This window comes from Pseudomonas psychrophila, assembly GCF_001043005.1.
GTDB classification, from domain to species: Bacteria; Pseudomonadota; Gammaproteobacteria; order Pseudomonadales; family Pseudomonadaceae; genus Aquipseudomonas; species Aquipseudomonas psychrophila.
The window spans coordinates 407,235-421,822 of sequence record NZ_JYKZ01000003.1; the positions used below are offsets into that span (position 1 = coordinate 407,235).

Below are 14,588 nucleotides of genomic sequence, written 5' to 3' on the forward strand. Positions count from 1 at the left end.
GTTGCCCGATCCTCAGGGACGGGCAACTGCTGCCCCCAGGAAACTGCCATGCAACGTCCATTTGTCATCCTTGCACACGTCGCACATCCAGCCATTCTCGAGGGCTTCTTGCCTGCAGCACACGCGCGCGGGCTGCCGGTTGTGGTGATTACTGATCACGCCCAGGAGCACCGGCGTCTGCTCACCACCTCGCACATTTCGCCCGACCAGCTGCACGTTATCGAATGTGATGTGTTCAATCCGCTGGCAGTTATCGAGACGCTCAACGCCCAGGGCTTGCGCCCCGTGGCTGTGTTCTCCAACAGCGACCACCTGCAAACCGCCACGGCGATGGTGGCCGAGACATTCGAGTGTCCAGGCAAGGACTGGCGACTGTGTTACGCGGCGAAGAACAAGGCGGCCATGCGCGAGCGCATGCAACGACTGGGTTTGCCTGGGCCGTGGTTTCAGGTACTCACATCGAAGAGCCCATTGCCGGCCGATGCGCCATGGCCGGTGGTGGCCAAGCCTCGTGAAGGCGTTGCCAGCCTGGACGTCAGGTTATGTCACAACGCGGACGACCTGGGCACTTACTGCGAGCAGTTCTGGCAGCAGCAACCTGATCGGGCACTGTTGCTCGAAGCTTATATGGAAGGCCCGTTGTTCACCCTCGAAACCCTGGGGGACGGACGGACCCTGCAAGCCATTGGCGGCTTCGACGTGACCCTGTCTGCGCCGCCGCATTTTGTGGAACTCGCCGCACGCTGGAACGGCCACCTCAGTTGCGCGCAGCGTTCTGCGGCGCTGGCACAAGTCGCTGCATTCGGGGTCAATTTCGGTGTGTGCCACAGCGAGTTCATTCTGACCGCCCAAGGCCCGGTACTGGTTGAAATCAACTATCGCAGTATCGGGGATGGCCGGGAGTTCCTGCTTGACCGCCTGCTGCCGCAAGGGTGGTTCGATCGTATTGTCGCGGTGCATTTGGGGCACGCCCTGAGCGCTGCGCAACCGGCGCAAGCCCAGGCCACCGTGCATTACCTGGTAGCCGACCGCAGCGGGCGCCTGGACCAGGCCAGCGCCAGTTTCAACGTCGAGCGAGAAGGGCACTGGTGCGATTATCGGGCGTTGCAGCATGCGGGGGATACGGTAACCATCAGCCATTCCAACAAGGACTATGTCGGTGTGCTGCGCCTGATCGCGCCGGATGATGTCAGCCTTGATGCGCAACTGAGTTCGACCCTGAACGACCTGAAATGGGTGGTGGCATGAGCCTGCAACCAGAGGTCGCCGATCAGGGCTTCATCACCCGGCGCATCATCGATTGTTGCCTGCGCGAAGACATTCGCGGGGTTGTCAGCCAGGGGCAGCTTGGCCCGCTGCCCGAAGCGTTGAGCCCCTATCTGGATCATCAGCCCGGCGCCCACTGGCTCCGTATCGCCCATTTGGGCGCCGACGAGCTATGGCTGCCCGTTGTCAGGGCCTATCCGTTGCAGGACTGGATCGGTACAGGCGACGCCTGGATCAAGGTTTCGTCGCAACAACCGGTCGAGGTCCAGCGCGGCTATTCGCAATGGCTGGGCCACTTGAGTCAGGGCCTGGATGAAGAAAGCGTGGCGCTGTTCGCGGCGTATCTGAAAGAAGCGGATTGCGCCACTGAACACCGGACCCTGTGCAATCAGGCCTATCACCACTGTGCCCCCGGTCTCGGTGATGTCATTGCGCTCAAGGACTGGTCACAGCGGTTGTTGAAAATAGACCAGTTGGCGAGCTATCTGGATCACCCGTTCTACCCCACGGCGCGGGCTAAAAGCGGTTTCGATGCGGCGGCGCTTAAAGGCTACGCCCCGGAGTTTGCACCGCGCTTTGAACTCAACTGGCTGGCGATTCCCAACCAGGCGCTGACCCTGACCAGCCCGCCGCCGCCGCATTGGCCGGACTTTGAAGAAGTCGGCCTGTCGCCGACCTTGCACAACAGCCATTCATTGTTGCCGGTTCATCCGCTGACCTGGAACGAACTTGAGCACTATGGCTTGCCCGAAGGCACACTCAGGGCTCCACGTACCGCCATGCAGGTCGAGCCCACACTGTCCGTGCGAACGGTGGTGTGCATCGACCAACCGCAGTGGCACCTCAAACTGCCGTTGCTGGTCAGCACCCTCGGGGCGCGCAATTTACGCCTGATCAAACCGAGCACTCTGTATGACGGTCACTGGTTTCAAACCACCTTGATGGCTTTGGCCGAGCGCGATACGGCCCTGGCATCCCGGTATCTGCACGTCGATGAAAAACATGGCGGTCATGCGGACCAGAGTCGTCATCTGGCTTACATCGTGCGTCGTTATCCCTCAGGTCTTGAAAACACCACGCTGGTGCCCGTCGCAGCGCTGGCCAGCCCGCTTACCGATGGGCGGCTGTTCCTTGAGCAATTGGTCGAGCGCTTCTACGCAGGTTCATTGCAACACTGGCTCAACGACTATCTCGACCTGCTGCTGCAGGTGCATCTGCGGCTTTGGCTGCATTACGGCATCGCATTGGAGGCCAACCAGCAGAACGCCGTACTGATTTTCGAACCCGGGCAACCATTGCGACTGTTGATGAAGGACAACGACGCCGCTCGTTTGTGGCCTCAGCGCTTCGCTGCTGCCTGCCCGGATCTCGCCGATTTGCCGACAGCGCTGCAGGATGAGCGCATTCGTGTCGACAGCACCCAGCCCTTGGCCGAGATGTTCTGCACCATCACCTTGCAACTGAACATCGTGGCCATTGTTGAGGCCATTGCGGTCGCGGGGCTGTCCTCCCGATCCAGCCTGTACGGTACGTTGCGTCAGCGCCTGATGCTTTGTCTGGAGCAGCTCGAAACAGACGGCATCAACTGTGACGACGCACGCCTGTGGCTGCTCGACAGCCCGAAACTGCCGGTCAAGTACCTGCTCAGTGCAGGCAGCCTGTTGAGCAAGGCGCATTCCGGTGCCAGTGATATCAACAAGTTCTACGGCTACAGCGCGGCGAACTTCCTGCTGGAGGAGGGGGCATGCAACGCCGTCTGATCACCAGCGTCCTGCTGGGGCATTTCCTGTCGGCTTTCACGGCGCTGGGGATTCCGCTGTACCTGCCGCGCATCCTGGCCGATCTGGCGCCCGGTACCCCTGGGTGGGCCATTGGTGTGCTGTTTGTATTGCCGACACTGTGCACCGCGCTGGCAGCGCCGATCTGGGGGCGCTGGGCCGATCGCAACGGCTGTCGCCTGTCATTGCTGCGCGCTCATGCCGGGCTGTTCGCGGGTTTTCTGCTGGCAGGCTTTAGCCCCAATCTGACGGTGTTCGTTCTGGCGTTAATCATCCAGGGCACTTTCGGTGGTGCGATGGCGGCGTCCAACGCCTATCTGTCGACCCAGTTCAAGGACGGGGACCTGTCCCGAGCCCTGAACTGGACACAGTATTCGGCGCGGCTGGCGATGATCACTGGTCCGATCCTGCTGGGGCTGATGACTTCCAAAGGTCTGGGGTTAAGCCTGTACAGCTATCTGGCCTGGTTGCCGCTACTGGCCTTTGTGCTCGTCCTGGCGTTGCCCAACGACAAGCCCAGGCATGCTCTGGACAGCAAAAAAAACCAGGCATTGGGTGAGCTGCCGCCAGATATGGCGCGGCTGCTGGCGGTGCAGTTTTTATTCAGCTTCGCCATGGTCGTCACCTTTCCCTACTTCATGCCGTTCGGCGAGCAATTGGGAATCGGCAGCGACACCTTGATCGGCGTGCTCTACAGCCTGCCGCATCTGGTGTACCTGCTGGCCTTGCCCTGGGTGCACAAGCATCAGGGCAACCTGCTGTTGCCGGGGTTGGCGCTGCTGGCAATCAGTAACGCGCTGCAGTTCTGGAGTGTGCAGGCCGAGCCTTTATTCGCCCTGCGCCTGCTCAGCGGGGCGGGCATGTTGCTCAGTTTTGTCGGGTTGCACCGCTGCCTGAGCCAGCGCAGTCGCCAAGGCAGTGCAGGGCGCATGTTTGGCTGGTTCGATTCCAGCGGCAAATGGGCCGGTACCGCTGCCGGTGTCACCGCCGCCGTGGTCAGCCAGACCTGCGGCATTGCTTCTCCGTTTCTTGTTGCGTGCCTGGCAGCCATGGCGGCCATGGTAATCGCGCGCCCACTATTGATGACTTCCCGGGAGATTCCGGCATGACGTTCGCAAGACATACCCCTTCGCTGAACACTGTATCCCTGCAGGACCATGCCCTTGATGGCGAAGCACAGCGACATGCCATTGAGTGCCTGCTCAATTGCTATTTGCGTGAATATGCATTGCCCCGCAATGAGGCCAACCTGAACTATCAGGCTCAGGACTTGCCAATGAGCCTGCGCCAGGCCAACGGCCGTTGCATCAGCATTCGCCTGCCCGGCGGCCGGTTGGTGGTACGCATCGATCGCGCCAGCCTTCTGGGACGATGCCATTACCTCAGCGCACCTTATTTCAAGGGCAACCAACAGAGCTGGCGGCCGCTGGACGCCCATGAGCTGGCACGCCTGCTGTGTACGCCGCTCAGTGGCGCCGAGCGCGTCGGCGAGATGCTGCAGCAAGTCGCCAACAGCCTGCTGATCACCCGTACCTTTCTGCGCCACTCCCGTCCTGCCAATGAAGTTGCCGATAGCCTGCTGGCGTCCGAGCAACATCAGCTGTGGGGTCACGCCCTGCATCCGACTCCGAAGAGTCGAGAAGGTATTTCCCATGACGATTTGCTGGCCTGCTCGCCTGAAGTCGGGGCGCGCTTTCAATTGCACTGGTTCAAGGTCGACCCGGCGCTGATACGGCATCAGGGCGATGACCCGCGCAGCACCTTGCGCGACCTATCGGGGCGCGACGACGCTTACCCGTGCCACCCCTGGGAAGTCGCCCGTATACTGGCCGACCCGCTGGTGCAGCGCGCACAGCAGCAGGGCTTGATTACATACCTCGGTGCTTTGGGACAGTCCATGTACCCGACGTCGTCGGTGCGCACGCTTTACCATCCGCAGTTGCCCTATTTCATGAAGTTCTCGATGCACGTGCGCCTGACCAACTGCGTGCGCAAGAACGCCTGGTATGAGCTTGACAGTGCCGTCGCTCTGACCCGGCTGCTCGGCCCTGTCATGAACGAGCTGGCGATGCAGCAACCTGGTTTCAGGCTGATGCCCGAACCCAGTGCCACCAGCCTGGACCTCAGTGCTTTGGGCACCCTTGAACAGGCCCGGGAAGTCACTGAATGCTTCGGTATCGTGTACCGGGAAAACCTCTGCGCCGCAGACCGCGAGCGGTATCAGCCGCAAGTGGCAATGGCGCTGTTCACCTGGGATCAACAGGGTCGCAGCGTGTGCCGCGAACAGGTACAGCGCTATGCCGACCGCGCCGGTCTGGGCATTGAGCTCGCCACCCTGAACTGGCTGGATGCCTATGCTGCCCAGATGCTTGGCGGCGTACTGTATTGCCTGTTCCGTGAGGGCGTAGCGCTGGAGCCGCACTTGCAGAATACGGTCATCGGTTTCGCCGAGGATGGGCTGCCAAGCCAGGTGTGGATTCGAGACCTTGAAGGCACCAAGCTGGTCCCTGAAATCTGGCCCGCTGAACGCCTCAGCGCACTGGATGAGCGCACCCGCAGCTCGGTGTACTACAGCGCACAAAAGGCCTGGCAGCGGGTGGGCTACTGCGCCCTGGTGAACAATCTGGGCGAGGCAGTGTTCCATCTGGCCAGCGGTAGCACTGCCCTGGAGCAACAACTGTGGGCACGTATCGGCGACCTGCTGCAGGTGCAATCAGAGCGGCTTGGCCACCCCGAGCCCCTGCGAGCGTTGTGCGCCGGTGCACCATTGCCGAGCAAAGAGAACTTCATGACACGCCTGATGATGCGCGCCGACCGTGAAGCCGGTTACACCCTGTTGCCCAGTCCGCTGGCGATCATTGAAAAGAGCCAATGCGCATGAGCCTTCCTGCATCCGTCACCCACTGCATCGAGCAGCTCAAGGCTGAGCACGACGGGCCATTATGTGCCTACGTTTACGACCTGCCTGCCCTTGAACGGCACGTACAGGCAATGCGCCAGGTACTGCCCAAAAGCTGTGAACTGTTCTACGCCGCCAAGGCCAATCCGGAAGCCCGGGTGCTGAAATCCCTTGCCCCTTGGGTCGATGGCTTTGAAGCTGCTTCAGGCGGCGAACTGACGTGGCTGCATGACCAGTGCCCCGACCAGCCGCTGATTTTTGGCGGCCCCGGCAAGCTTGATCGCGAGCTGGATCTCGCCCTGCAGTACCGGATATCGGCGTTTCATGTGGAGAGCGTGACCGAATTGCGCAGCCTGGCACGCATCGCCCGTGAGCGTGGCGTGCAGGCACCGGTCATGCTGCGATTGAATCTGAAGCTGGCCCAGGCACCGCAAAGCCGATTGGTCATGGGAGGCAAACCCACGCCATTCGGTCTGGATGAAGAGGGGCTCGCCAGTGCCCTGCACCTACTGCGTGAAGAGCCGTCTCTGGAGCTAAAGGGGCTGCACTTCCATCTTCTGTCACACCAGCTGGATGTGGACGCGCACCTGGAGTTGATTCGCAGCTACTTCCTGACATTCCGCAAGCTGTGCGCCGACAACGGCCTGCAACTGCCGATCCTGAATGTCGGCGGAGGCATGGGCATCCACTATCAGGACCCGGCGCAGTCGTTCGACTGGCCACGGTTCTGTCAGGGCCTGCAGGGTTTGATCGATGAGTACGACATGGGCGCCACCTGCATTCGTTTCGAGATTGGCCGATTTATCAGTGCTGCCTGTGGCTACTACGTCATGCAGGTACTGGACATAAAAAGCAGTCATGGCGAGTTCTTTGCCATTGGCCGCGGCGGTACGCATCACTTCCGCACGCCTGCTGCTCAAGGCCATGACCATCCGTTCACGGTAGTACGAGGCACTCAGCCAGCTCAGATCAGTGATCAGGAGGTCACGCTGGTGGGGCAGTTATGTACGCCAAAGGATGTGCTGGCCAGACGGCAACCCGTGGCGCAACTGGCGATAGGTGACTTGCTGGTGTTCACCCTGGCGGGGGCTTATGCCTGGAACATCTCGCATCAGAACTTCCTGATGCACGAGCCGCCACTGAAAGTGTTTATCGAGGGTTGAGGCTGAGCAGTACCGCTGCGGGAGCGAGCAGGCTCGCTCCCGCAGCGGGTGATCATCACGGCACGACTGGCTGCGGTGTTATGTTCGAGACGTTGTGGGCGGGCATCATCTCCCAGGCATCACGGGGTTCGTCCAGATCGCGGTTGAGTGTTTCCGGAGTTTTGAAGGTGGTGTAAAGGGTGATCAGCGTCAGTAGCGACAGGTAGCAGGCAATCGGCAGCCAGGCGCCAATGCCCGCGCTGGCGTCGCCATCGTGGCTGGCCACGACCAGGGCGATAAGGCCTGCGCCGATCAAGGGCGCAATGCCACCCGCGATCACGGCCGAGGCTTCCCTGGCGATGGAAACGCCCATGTAACGGTGACGCGAACCAAACAGCTCGGGCATAAGCGCCGCTTGCGTACCGAACATCCCCCAGGTACCGATGCCCAGCGCGATGGAGATGGCAATGATGCTCGCCACCACATTGCCCTGACTCAGTACCCACCACACCGGAAAAGCCAATACCAGTTGCAGCATGGCAAAAGCCCGGTAGACCACCACACGACCAAAGCGGTCGCTGAGCTTGCCGGCAATCGGCACCGTCAGCGCGCCAAGGCTGGCGGCGCAGATCAATGTCAGTACACCCACCGGGCCTTGCAGTCCAACCACGCCAACGATGTAGCTCACCGCCAGGGCTTGATAAATCGAAGAACCGCCGTTTTCTCCCAGGCGCAGGCCGATGCCGAGCAGCAGGGTGGGCTTGGAGTGCTTCATGGCACTTTTAAGCGGGTTGTCGCAGACGCGCTTGAGTGCCTTGAGGCGGATAAATGTCGGCGATTCCTTGAGCGACAAACGCATGTACAGGCCCAGGGCAACGATCACCACGCTGCTGAAAAACGGTATGCGCCACAGTCCGCTCTCCAGCACGTTGTCACTGCTGCTGATGACCAAAAAGTACACCAGCGCCGCAAGGATGGTGCCCAGCTGGATGCCAAGGAATGGCAAGGCGGCATAGAAACCGCGTCTGCCTTCGGGGGCGTACTCGGTCATCATGACGGCTGCGCCTGCCTGCTCGGCACCTGCGCCCAGGCCCTGGAGCAGACGCAGAACCACCAGCAGGACCGGTGCCAGATAACCGACCTGTTCAAAAGTGGGCAGGGCGCCAATCAGGGTGCTGGAAACACCCATCAGCAGCACGGTGGATGTCAGCACGAATTTGCGCCCTACGCGGTCTCCGATCATGCCGAACAGCACGCCGCCGAGGGGGCGAATGGCAAAACCCAGGAAGTAAGTACCGAAGCTGGCGATGAGGCTCATGGTACGGGTCTGTTCAGGAAAGAACAGCGGCCCGAAAATCAGTGCGGCGGCCAGCGTATAGAGGGCAAAGTCGTAATATTCCAGAGCACTGCCCAAGGAGCAGGCCCAGGCAGCGCGGTGCAAGTCTTTCTTGTGTTCTTGCGGTTCGGGGACCAGGTCAATGTCAGATGGAGAATGATCATGAGTCATGTTGGTACCTTCTGGTAGGTGCCTTTACGGCATCTTGTTATCGATAGGCAGCAGGGTTACTTACAATTTCAGTCTCTGTATTTCATGGAGCATGGCCTGCTCCATAACGTCGATGGGTGCATCGTGTTCGGTGTACAACTCGATTTGCCGACATGCCTGGTGCACCAGCATGCGTGTGCCGCTAACCGTGCGGCAGCCCAGCGCTGCCGCTTGCAGCAGCAGGGCGGTCTGCACGGGCATGAACGCCACGTCCATGACAATCAGGTGGCTGGCCAGCAGGCCGTCCAGCGGGTTGCTGTCTGGCTGCTTGAACCCCACGGACGTCGCGTTGATGACGATGTCGAAATCCTGGGCTGCAAATGCATCGACGCTGCCGCCCCATCGAGCCCCCAAATCCTCGGTCAACGCCTTGCCGCGCTCGCGGCTGCGGTTAAACACCGTGACCCGGGCCGCCGCTTGCAGGCAGCCGTAAACCACGGCCCGGGCAGCGCCACCGGCACCGATCACGGCAATGCGCCTGTTGTTCAGTTCGCTGACTTCCTGCAGGGCACGCACTGCGCCCAGATAGTCGGTGTTGTAGCCAGTAAGCACGCCGTCAATGTTATTGATGGTGTTGACTGCGCCAATCACGTGGGCGGACTCGTCAATCACATCCAGATGAGCCATCACGGCGGTTTTGTAAGGCATGGACACGTTCATGCCGCGTATACCCAAGGCCCGGATGGCCGCGACGGCGGCCACCGGGTCTTCTACGCCAAAGCACACAAAGGTGTAGTCCAGACCGAGCGCGGCATAGGCCGCATTGTGAATTTTTGCGGAGAGGGAAAACGGCGACCCCATGATCGAACCGCACAGGGTTGGCAGGGATTGGGGCATGGGTGCCTCCTTGAATTAGATTTATGAGTGGGGCAATGCCGCCACTTTCAACCCCTGCCGGCCTTGAGTGCCAATCGTATATGGTGATGCCGTGATCACGGATCGTGATCACCAAAAGAGCGGTGCCGCTGGTGTTGGATGTTGTGTGCCATCAACCCTGCAAGTGCTGGAAGAGATTTCGTAGCCGCCGCCTCGCGGAGCGAGGCTGCGAACGGACACTACATAAACTCAGATAAATACCGGACTCATTAGCTCAAGGCGGCGATCAGACGTTCAAGCTGTTTGCAGGCGCCATCGTCCAGTGGCGATACCGGCAAGCGCGGGTTGCCGACTTCCAGTCCGGTGTTGCGCAAGCCGGCCTTGATGGTTGCTGGTAAGCCGCCCTTGAGGATGAAATCCAGCAGGGGTAACTGGCGGTAAAACAACGCCCGTGCCCGCTCCAGATCATTGGCCAGAATGGCCGCGTACAACTCAAGGTTAAGGGGCGCTATCAAGTTGGGGGCTGCGGTGCACCAGCCCTTTGCGCCTGCGGCAAAGGCTTCCAGTGCCAGAGGATTGCAGCCGTTGTAAAACGGCACCTGCCCCTCGCCCAGCACGTGCAGGCGGTGCATGCGCTGGATGTCCCCCGTGCTCTCCTTGACCATGGTGACGTTCTCAACGGCGTTGAAGATCCGCAGGATCAGCTCGGGCGACATGTCCGTGCCGCTGGTGGCCGGGTTGTTATAGAGCATGATCGGCACCTGGATGCTGCTGCCGATGGCCTGGTAGTGGGCAAGAATTTCCGCTTCGCTGAGTCTCCAGTAAGACGCAGGCAGCACCATGACCACATCGGCACCCTGGGCCTGGGCAAAGCGCGCACGGCGTAAGGCTTTGGCGGTGGTCAAATCTGAAACGCTGACGACGGTCGGGACTCGTTTGGCCACGTGCTGGATGCTGAACTCGCACACCCGGTCCCATTCAAGGTCACTCAGGTAGGCGCCTTCGCCCGTGCTGCCCAATGGCGCGATGGCATGTACGCCGCTGTCGACGAGGCGGTCTATGGATTGCCCCAGAGCATCCAGGTCCAAGTGTTCGCCGTCAGCGGAAAATGGGGTGATGGTGTAGCCGATGATGCCGTGGATATCAGGGGTCGACATGTCGATGTCCTTGAGAAAAGGGGGGGTCAGTTCAGGCAATCGGCATGACGACGAAGGTTTTGCCGGACGTAATAGTTGAAGGCGGCAGTGTGGCGTTTGGGCCTGGCAATCCAGTCGTGGGCTTCGCGGCCCAGTTCAGGCTGGATCGGCTTGATTTCACCTGCGGCCATGGCCAGCAATTGCAGTTTGGCGGCCCGCTCGATCAACTGCGCAATCACGCACGCTTCTTCAATGCTGGCGCCGGTCGACAATTGGCCGTGATGGGAAAGCAGCACCGCCCGTTTTTTGCCCAGCGCACCGGCAATCAGTTCGCCTTCTTCATTGCCCACCGGAACACCCGGCCAGCTTTCGAGAAACGCGCAATCGTCATACAGGGGGCACAGATCCATGTGCGAAATCTGCAGTGGAACCTCCAGCATCGACAACGCACTGATATGGGTGGGATGGGTGTGAATGATGCAGTTTACGTCCGGACGGGCGCGGTACACCCAACTGTGGAAACGGTTGGCCGGATTGGGCATGCCGTGGCCTTCGAGCACTTCCAGGTCCTCATTGACCAACAACAGGTTGCCTGCGCTGATCTCATCGAAACCGAGCCCTAACTGCTGGGTGTAGTAAGTGCCGGGTTGCGGGCCACGAGCGGTAATTTGCCCGGCCAGGCCCGAGTCATGACCGTTCTCGAACAAAATACGGCAGGTCAGTGCCAGCTTTTGCCGGTCAGTCCACGTATTATCCGCCAGGGTTTGTTGCATCTGTTGCAGTGCCTGCTTGACCAATTGGTCTTTGGGGAGTGCTAGTGTCTTGCTCATAGAGGTGTCCTCTGATGCGTTCATTAAGCGTCGAGTTCGCTGTCACTCATCTCTGGGGAGGGCATGGGTGAATGCAAATGACACGAAAGATCCTATATGACACATTGTGTCATTGGCAAGCATGAGTCGTTTCCTTTTCTGTGAGCTGACCGTTTTTTATGTCTATCCGATTGAAATTGCTAAGAAAAAAACTGGGGATGAGCCTGGAGTCCTTGGCTGAAAAATCCGGCATGACCAAGAGTTATCTGTCGAAAATCGAGCGCGGCCTTAATACGCCGTCGATTGCGGCAGCCTTGAAGCTGGCCAAAGCGCTGAATGTGAAGGTCGAAGAGTTGTTCAGCGAAGAAAACGTCCAGCTCGACAGCTACAGCCTGATACGCAGCGATGAGCGTCAGTCATTGGCAGCCAATGACCAGAGCCTGGGGTACGCCGTGCTGGCCCATCAGGTGGGGGAGCGCAGCATGCTGCCGTTCATGATTTATCCGCCGGCCGATTTCATTGACAAAGCCTTCAAGGAGCACATGGGCGAGGAGTTTCTGTTTGTCCACGAGGGGCAGGTCGAAGTGGACTTCATGAACGAGCGTGTGTTGCTCAATCGCGGGGATGCCTTGCATTTCAACGCGCAGAAACCGCACCGTATTCGTTCGGTGGGCGAGCAGCAGGCCCAACTGCTGGTGGTGGTGAACAGCGCTCAAGAGTGAGGCGGGAGGAGGGGGCTCGAAGCCGAGACGGTTGAGCCCCGAAACTTTATTGAACCGGGAGTTTTTCCAGCGCCCCACGCAACTCCTCAGCGGTCGCGAACTCTTGCTGGGAAACCAGCGTGCCATTGTCCAGTTGCAGCCACAGCACCTTCTCTTCGGCGCCCGGGTAGTTGGCGGCAATACTGCCATCGCGGTCCAGGACCACACGATAGCTGTAGTCACGCATGGCCGGGATGGCGATGAACTTGCCGATCAGCGAGGGCATACGCTGCACATCGGCCAGGAACACCACGTTGCGCGCTTCCAGATAGCCCTTGGCCTCGTTTTCCAGTGCAGCCTTGACCAGTTTGGAACCGTCCATGTTGCGTGCTACCAGCAGAACCCGGGTTTGAGTGTCCAGGGTGTAGGGTTGGTCATGCTGGTCCTGCAGGGTCCAGGGCGTCAGGCGCTCGCCGATATTCGCCGCGAAGGCCTGCATGGACAGCGCGCTCAACAGCAGCACAAGTGCAATTCTCACCGTTTGATACCCCTTCAGGTTGTGTAGTCGAAGCGTTGGAGCCCGACATGCATCGGGCATGGCGCGTATGGTATCCCACAGGATCAGGTAAAAGTTCTGAGACGCATTTAGCTACAAATTGCTCTATGGTTAAGCGCAACCGGCCATAGGAAGTGCACTGATGACTCGTCTTACCGCGAAAGACTTTGCCCCTGAGTTGCTTGAGCTCTATGACTACTACGCCCACGGCAAGATCAACCGTCGCGAGTTCCTGGATCGTGCCGCGTTGTTCACCCTGGGTGGTTCAGCGCTTAGCGTGCTGGCTGCGCTAAGCCCTGATTACGCGCTCGCCGAACAGGTCTCTTTTACCGACCCGGATATCGTGGCCGAGTACGTCATGTATCCATCTCCGAAGGGCAACGGCCAGGTTCGCGGCTATCTCGTGCGTCCTGCCAAGGCGCAGGGCAAGTTGCCAGCTGTGGTGGTGGTTCATGAAAATCGCGGGCTCAACCCCTATATCGAAGATGTCGCCAGGCGGCTGGCCAAAGCGGGGTATATCGCCCTCGCACCCGATGGTCTGACCTCAGTGGGCGGCTACCCGGGCAATGACGCGCAAGGGTTGGCATTGCAACAAACGGTCGATCCCACCCAGTTGATGAACGACTTTTTTGCCGCAGTGGAATGGCTGATGCAGCACGACGCGACGACCGGAAAAGTAGGGATTACCGGGTTCTGCTATGGCGGTGGGGTGGCCAACGCGGCTGCGGTGGCCTATCCGGAGCTGGGGGCGGCGGTATCGTTTTACGGGCGCCAGGCCGCTGCCGATGAGGTCAGCCGCATCCAGGCGCCACTCATGCTTCAGTACGCCGGGCTGGACACGCGAATCAACGAAGGGTGGCCGGTCTTCGAACAGGCGCTTAAGGCCAATGGCAAAAATTATGCAGGGCATGTCTACCCGGGGGTAAACCACGGCTTTCATAACGATTCAACGCCCCGCTACGATGAGGCCGCGGCGACATTGGCCTGGAGCAGGACGCTGGATTGGTTCGGCAAGTATCTGGCGTAAAGGCTTAGCTGTTCTTTTTGCGCAAGCTCTTGAGTCGGGCGCTGGCGCGTTGCACGGCGGCCATTTTTTCCGGACGTTTCATGCTCCGCCACTTGCGGATGTCTTCCTTGGTACGCCCGCAACTCACGCAGAGATCGCCACTCAACTGGCACACGGCTATGCACGGATTTTCAATGTCTTTAGCCAATCAGTTGCGCCCCGTCTGCTTTTGGGCCAGACGCTTTGGCCAGTTGCCGCCACAGCTGCGCTGGCATTCTTCTTCAGAATCGAAAAATACGTGGGCCGAGCCATTTCGCACCTTCACCTGGGCGTCAGCCAATGCCCGGGCCGTCAGTTCACCCATATAACTGGCCTCGCCATCGGCCAGGGCGAAGTCTTTACTGGCTTGTGTATCGAACACCCAGACCACCTTGAGGCTGGCCGGGAAGGCCTCGTAGTCGACCACATGAGTCAGCCAGACAAACCCCGGAATCTGTGATTTGGCTGTTTCACAGGCCTCGGTCAGGGTGGTGATCAGACGACGTTCGATCTGTGCCTGGGTGCGCTTGCTTAAAGACATGGGTGAATCCTGTTGATGGGCGGAGCAAAAGCGCGATTATACCTGACCTCGGGGCTCGGTCACTGCAGCGACTGCCGCTTCGCCCAAAGTGCCACCTGAGGTAGAATGACGCAGCAAGTCGGCTGGCCGCCCTGGATCGTCGTATCCACACACGTTCCCCGGAAGGAGCTGTGAGCAGGCCGGGCATCAAGGAGCCGCAAGTGCTGCACAAAAAATGTTACCCAAGTAGCTGAAGCCAAAACCAACAAGAGATCAGCGCCCAAGGTGCATAAAGTGAGGTCTGTAACGTGCACAGGCCTTATATATCTGCCCGTTCAAGGTTTGAGGATCGGTTCGATCGCAGGCGACAAGCC

Annotated in this window: 14 protein-coding genes; 7 read left to right on the plus strand and 7 right to left on the minus strand. The window is 59.8% G+C overall.

All coding sequences use genetic code 11. From position 1 onward, the window contains the following. Positions 1–48: 48 nt before the first annotated feature. Genes TU76_RS11055 through TU76_RS11075 form a run of 5 tightly spaced genes read left to right on the plus strand, consistent with a single transcriptional unit; the run spans position 49 to position 7,106 of the window. Positions 49–1,248 carry an ATP-grasp domain-containing protein gene (locus tag TU76_RS11055; protein ID WP_048351645.1) on the plus strand — a complete coding sequence of 400 codons (1,200 nt, stop codon included), beginning with the start codon at positions 49–51 and terminating at the stop codon, positions 1,246–1,248. After that, on the plus strand, positions 1,245–3,026 hold the full coding sequence (locus TU76_RS11060) for an IucA/IucC family protein (protein WP_048351676.1): 1,782 nt from the start codon (positions 1,245–1,247) through the stop codon (positions 3,024–3,026). The genes TU76_RS11055 and TU76_RS11060 overlap by 4 nt, the downstream gene beginning before the upstream one ends. Beyond that, positions 3,011–4,153 carry an MFS transporter gene (locus TU76_RS11065; protein ID WP_048351646.1) on the plus strand — a complete coding sequence of 381 codons (1,143 nt, stop codon included), beginning with the start codon at positions 3,011–3,013 and terminating at the stop codon, positions 4,151–4,153. The genes TU76_RS11060 and TU76_RS11065 overlap by 16 nt, the downstream gene beginning before the upstream one ends. Beyond that, positions 4,150–5,925 carry an IucA/IucC family protein gene (locus tag TU76_RS11070; RefSeq protein ID WP_053070213.1) on the plus strand — a complete coding sequence of 592 codons (1,776 nt, stop codon included), beginning with the start codon at positions 4,150–4,152 and terminating at the stop codon, positions 5,923–5,925. The genes TU76_RS11065 and TU76_RS11070 overlap by 4 nt, the downstream gene beginning before the upstream one ends. After that, positions 5,922–7,106: a type III PLP-dependent enzyme gene (locus tag TU76_RS11075; protein ID WP_048351647.1), complete on the plus strand. Its 1,185-nt coding sequence runs from the start codon at positions 5,922–5,924 to the stop codon at positions 7,104–7,106. The genes TU76_RS11070 and TU76_RS11075 overlap by 4 nt, the downstream gene beginning before the upstream one ends. A gap of 55 nt (positions 7,107–7,161) precedes the next feature. On the opposite strand, the gene TU76_RS11080 is transcribed toward TU76_RS11075, so the two are convergent. The 4 genes from TU76_RS11080 to TU76_RS11095 form a co-directional block, all read right to left on the minus strand. Beyond that, positions 7,162–8,592 carry an MFS transporter gene (locus TU76_RS11080; protein WP_046808637.1) on the minus strand — a complete coding sequence of 477 codons (1,431 nt, stop codon included), beginning with the start codon at positions 8,590–8,592 and terminating at the stop codon, positions 7,162–7,164. 60 nt (positions 8,593–8,652) lie between these two features. Continuing rightward, positions 8,653–9,468 carry a shikimate dehydrogenase gene (gene aroE / locus TU76_RS11085; RefSeq protein WP_019828442.1) on the minus strand — a complete coding sequence of 272 codons (816 nt, stop codon included), beginning with the start codon at positions 9,466–9,468 and terminating at the stop codon, positions 8,653–8,655. Between the two features lie 248 nt (positions 9,469–9,716). Next, a complete protein-coding gene (locus TU76_RS11090; RefSeq protein WP_046808639.1) occupies positions 9,717–10,604 on the minus strand; it encodes a dihydrodipicolinate synthase family protein in 888 nt (295 codons plus the stop codon). Between the two features lie 26 nt (positions 10,605–10,630). Continuing rightward, a complete protein-coding gene (locus TU76_RS11095) occupies positions 10,631–11,413 on the minus strand; it encodes an aldolase (RefSeq protein WP_048351648.1) in 783 nt (260 codons plus the stop codon). Between the two features lie 158 nt (positions 11,414–11,571). Between TU76_RS11095 and TU76_RS11100 the strand changes: the two genes are divergently transcribed. Next, on the plus strand, positions 11,572–12,114 hold the full coding sequence (locus TU76_RS11100) for a helix-turn-helix domain-containing protein (RefSeq protein ID WP_019828436.1): 543 nt from the start codon (positions 11,572–11,574) through the stop codon (positions 12,112–12,114). A 46-nt stretch (positions 12,115–12,160) separates the two neighbouring features. On the opposite strand, the gene TU76_RS11105 is transcribed toward TU76_RS11100, so the two are convergent. Further along, entirely contained in the window at positions 12,161–12,631 is a 471-nt protein-coding gene (locus TU76_RS11105; RefSeq protein ID WP_037032692.1) for a hypothetical protein, read from the minus strand. A 160-nt stretch (positions 12,632–12,791) separates the two neighbouring features. Here TU76_RS11105 and yghX point away from each other — a divergent pair, with 160 nt between their 5' ends. Further along, positions 12,792–13,676: a YghX family hydrolase gene (yghX, locus tag TU76_RS11110; protein ID WP_048351649.1), complete on the plus strand. Its 885-nt coding sequence runs from the start codon at positions 12,792–12,794 to the stop codon at positions 13,674–13,676. Positions 13,677–13,680: 4 nt separating this feature from the next. On the opposite strand, the gene TU76_RS11115 is transcribed toward yghX, so the two are convergent. Both TU76_RS11115 and TU76_RS11120 read right to left on the minus strand, forming a co-directional pair. Then, on the minus strand, positions 13,681–13,863 hold the full coding sequence (locus TU76_RS11115; protein WP_046808641.1) for a DUF1289 domain-containing protein: 183 nt from the start codon (positions 13,861–13,863) through the stop codon (positions 13,681–13,683). After that, positions 13,864–14,235: a hypothetical protein gene (locus tag TU76_RS11120; protein ID WP_019828432.1), complete on the minus strand. Its 372-nt coding sequence runs from the start codon at positions 14,233–14,235 to the stop codon at positions 13,864–13,866. Positions 14,236–14,588 lie beyond the last annotated feature (353 nt).